This window comes from Mycobacterium sp., from assembly GCF_035623875.1.
Classification (GTDB): Bacteria; Actinomycetota; Actinomycetes; order Mycobacteriales; family Mycobacteriaceae; genus Mycobacterium.
The window spans coordinates 1-3,478 of the sequence record NZ_DASPSP010000239.1 but is presented as its reverse complement, the minus strand read 5'-3'; the positions used below and the strand labels follow the sequence as shown (position 1 = coordinate 3,478).

Below are 3,478 nucleotides of genomic sequence, written 5' to 3'. Positions count from 1 at the left end.
GCGCACGTGAGTCATTGGCATAAGGCGTGACACTGTTCTACCCGGATTGCAGCAACAACAACTGGTCCTCTGCACAGGATGCGATTGACTTTCTGGAACAGCTAGTCCCAGAAGGCTTTAGCGGTATGTGTCACAAGGTGTCCGAGGGTAGCTACTACGAGGACCCGTACTGGCCGACGGTCCAGCAATGGTGTCAGCACAACAATCTCCCACTCATTGGCTACCACTACGTGACGACCGACGACCCAGCTGCGCAGACTCAGACCTGGCTGGGCAATAACGGCGGGTCCTTGGCAATGCTGGACTGGGAAAACAATGGCGGTGACCTATCGAACCTCACTGCCGTGGTCGCCGCATTCAACGCTGCCGGGATTACCGTGCAACTGGGCTACTACCCACAGTGGCATTGGAGCCAGCAAGGCGGAGGCAACCTTTCCGGCCTGGCCAACGCCCTAGTCTCGTCCGCATACCCGGACGGCTCCGGCTACGCCTCAACGGTTTACGCGAACGCGGGCGGCAATACCGGTGTGGGCTGGGCGCCTTACGGGGGCGCGACCCCCGCCGCGTGGCAATTCACCAACAGCGCGGACATCGCAGGCTTCACCGTTGACTGCAACGCCTACCAAGGCAACAACATCACAGTTCTATTCGGCACTGCGCCAGCACCCGACGCTGGCACCACGGCAGAACTAGCGGCAGCACAATCGGGTTCGACACCAAAAAGCGTCGCAAAATCCCAACATCCCAGCCGCAAGCGCCGTACTTCCACGACGAGGAAAAGGTAGTTATTGCGAACGTTACCCGTGTTCAGCCCAGCTGCGGAATCACCTCTGCGGCGAGGCGTTCCATCTGCTCGCGATCCTCTGCGAGGTCACGGCCAACCGGATTGAGCAGGATCGTCTCGGCACCGGCATCGATGACTTCGCGCAATCCGACTAGCACGTCGTCGACGGTGCCGAACACCGGCACCGCGTCGATGCCGGGCATCGCGCCGTAGATGCGGTGTAAACCGGCGAGTACGCGTTCGCGGGCCTTGGCCGAATCGTCATCGACCATCAGATAAACGCGCTTGCCGATCCGGAACTGGGCGGGATCTTTGGCCTGTTCGGCCAGCTCGTGGCGCACCGTTTTCACCTCCTCGACGAACTTCGCGGTGCTCGACGAACCGGCACCCAGGAACGCGTCGCCGTGGCGCACCGCCCGGGCCAGCGCCTTGGCGGCCTGGCCGCCGAACCAGATCGGCGGATGCGGCCGCTGCACGGGTTTCGGCTGGATCGGCAGGTCGTCAACCTGGCGGAACCGGCCGTGAAACGTCACCCGCGGCTGGTCAGACCACGCCGCCTTCATCAGCTCCAGGCCCTCGGTAAAGCTGCTGATGTAGGTGGCTTTGTCCACCCCGAACGCGGCGAACTGGCGGAAGCCGCCGCCGGGCGCCACGCCGACGTCCAGCCTGCCGTGGCTGAGCCGATCGACGGCGGTCACCGCCGAGGCCAACTGAAGCGGATCGTGCAACGACGAGACCAGCACGGCGACGCCAAGGCGCAGCCGCTCGGTGCAGGCCGCGGCATACGCCAGCAGTTCCAGCGGCGCCAACAGCGGCGCCTCGCCGACGATCTGTTCGAGTACCCAGCCACCCTCGAACCCGAGCTCCTCGGCCCGAACCAGGTAGTCCCGTAGGCCGGCCCCGGCTAGTCCTCCAGCGCCGGTCGGATCGAGCTGGTGGATCGAGATGCAGAATCGCACTCCACCACCGTACGATCCCCACTCCGTCGCCACGGCGGCGCCGCTGGCATCGGTAGGCTCGACATATGTTTGCCTTCCTGCCCAAACCGCCGGGTGTTGACGATGTGCGCGCATTGGCCCGCCGGGTCGACACCGTCCGTCACCACGGCGTACCCAAAGGTTGCGTGCTCGAACTGGACCTGCGCGCCACACCGCCGGAGGCCGGCGGCGTGGACCCACTGGCGATCATCAGCGGCGGCGGCCGGCCACTGGTGCTGCGCGAAGCCGTGTCCGCGCTGCACCGGGCCGCCGACGATTCGCGGGTTGCCGGTCTGATCGCGCGTGTGCAGCTTCCTGCGGCCGCCGCCGGGCCGGTCCAGGAGCTGCGGGAAGCCGTCGCCGCGTTCAGCGCGGTCAAGCCATCGCTGGCATGGGCGGAGACGTATCCGGGAACGCTGTCCTACTACCTGGCTTCGGCGTTCGGTGAAGTGTGGATGCAGCCGTCGGGAACCGTCGGCTTGATCGGTTTCGCCACCAATGCGCTGTTCTTGCGTGACGCGCTGGAGAAAGCCGGCATCGAAGCGCAGTTCATCACGCGCGGTGAATACAAGTCGGCGGCAAACCTTTTCACCCAAGACCGTTACACCGAAGCACATCGAGAAGCCGATACCCGGCTGCTGGAGAGCCTGCGCGTCCAGGTATGGCGGGCGGTCGCCGACTCCCGCAAGATCAGCCAGGACTCCCTCGATGCACTCGCCGACCGCGCACCGCTGCTGCGCGAAGACGCCGTCACCGCGGGCCTGGTCGACCGCATCGGCTACCGCGACGAGGCATATGCGCGTATCGCGGAACTCGTTGGTGCCGACGGGATTTCACCTGAGACCGGCGACGCTGACGGCGACACCGCACCGCCGCGGCTATATCTGAGCCGCTATGCCCGCGCGACCGCGCCGGGCGGACCCGCGCTGCCGTCGGTGCCGGGGCGCAGACCCAAGCCGACAATCGCTGTCGTCACCGTTGCCGGTCCCATCGTCAGCGGCCGCGGCGGTCGATGGGTATTGCCGTTCGGCAACTCCAGCGCCGGCGGCGACACCATCGCGGCGGGCCTGCGGGAGGCAGCCGTCGACGATTCGGTGTCGGCGATCGTGCTGCGAGTCGACTCCCCGGGCGGCTCGGTGAACGCGTCGGAAACCATCTGGCGAGAGGTGAAGAAGGCGCGCGACCGCGGCAAGCCGGTGGTCGCGTCGATGGGCGCGGTCGCCGCCTCGGGCGGCTACTACGTCTCGATGGGCGCCGACGCGATCGTGGCCAACCCCGGCACGATCACCGGCTCGATCGGTGTGATCACCGGAAAGCTGATCGCCCGTGACCTGAAGGACCGACTGGGTGTCGGGTCGGATGCGGTGCGCACCAACGCCAATGCCGACGCCTGGTCGATCAACGCACCGTTCACCCCCGAGCAGCGCGCCCGGGTCGAGGCCGAGGCGGACCTGTGGTACACCGACTTCGTGCACCGGGTGGCCGAGGGCCGCAACCTCAGTGCCGACGCCGTGGAAGCGGTCGCTCGTGGCCGTGTCTGGACCGGTGCGGATGCCCTCGAGCACGGCTTGGTCGACGAACTCGGCGGCCTGCGCACTGCGGTGCGCCGGGCTAAGGTGTTGGCGGGCTTGGAGGAAGACGCCAGCGTCCGCATTGTCGGCTACCCGGGCTCGTCGCTGTGGGACTTCCTGCGGCCACGCCCGTCCTCGCAACCGGC

3 protein-coding genes are annotated in these 3,478 nt (G+C 66.7%); 2 read left to right on the top strand and 1 reads right to left on the bottom strand.

Annotated features, from left to right (window positions below; all coding sequences use genetic code 11):
• Positions 1–26 precede the first annotated feature (26 nt).
• On the top strand, positions 27–785 hold the full coding sequence (locus VEI45_RS19530; RefSeq protein ID WP_324856175.1) for a GH25 family lysozyme: 759 nt from the start codon (positions 27–29) through the stop codon (positions 783–785).
• A gap of 22 nt (positions 786–807) precedes the next feature.
• On the opposite strand, the gene VEI45_RS19525 is transcribed toward VEI45_RS19530, so the two are convergent.
• Positions 808–1,743, bottom strand: a complete 936-nt coding sequence (locus VEI45_RS19525) for an LLM class flavin-dependent oxidoreductase (protein WP_414687536.1) — start codon at positions 1,741–1,743, stop codon at positions 808–810.
• 65 nt (positions 1,744–1,808) lie between these two features.
• Here VEI45_RS19525 and sppA point away from each other — a divergent pair.
• A partial coding sequence (gene sppA, locus VEI45_RS19520) for a signal peptide peptidase SppA (RefSeq protein WP_324856174.1) occupies positions 1,809–3,478 on the top strand: 1,670 nt, incomplete at its 3' end.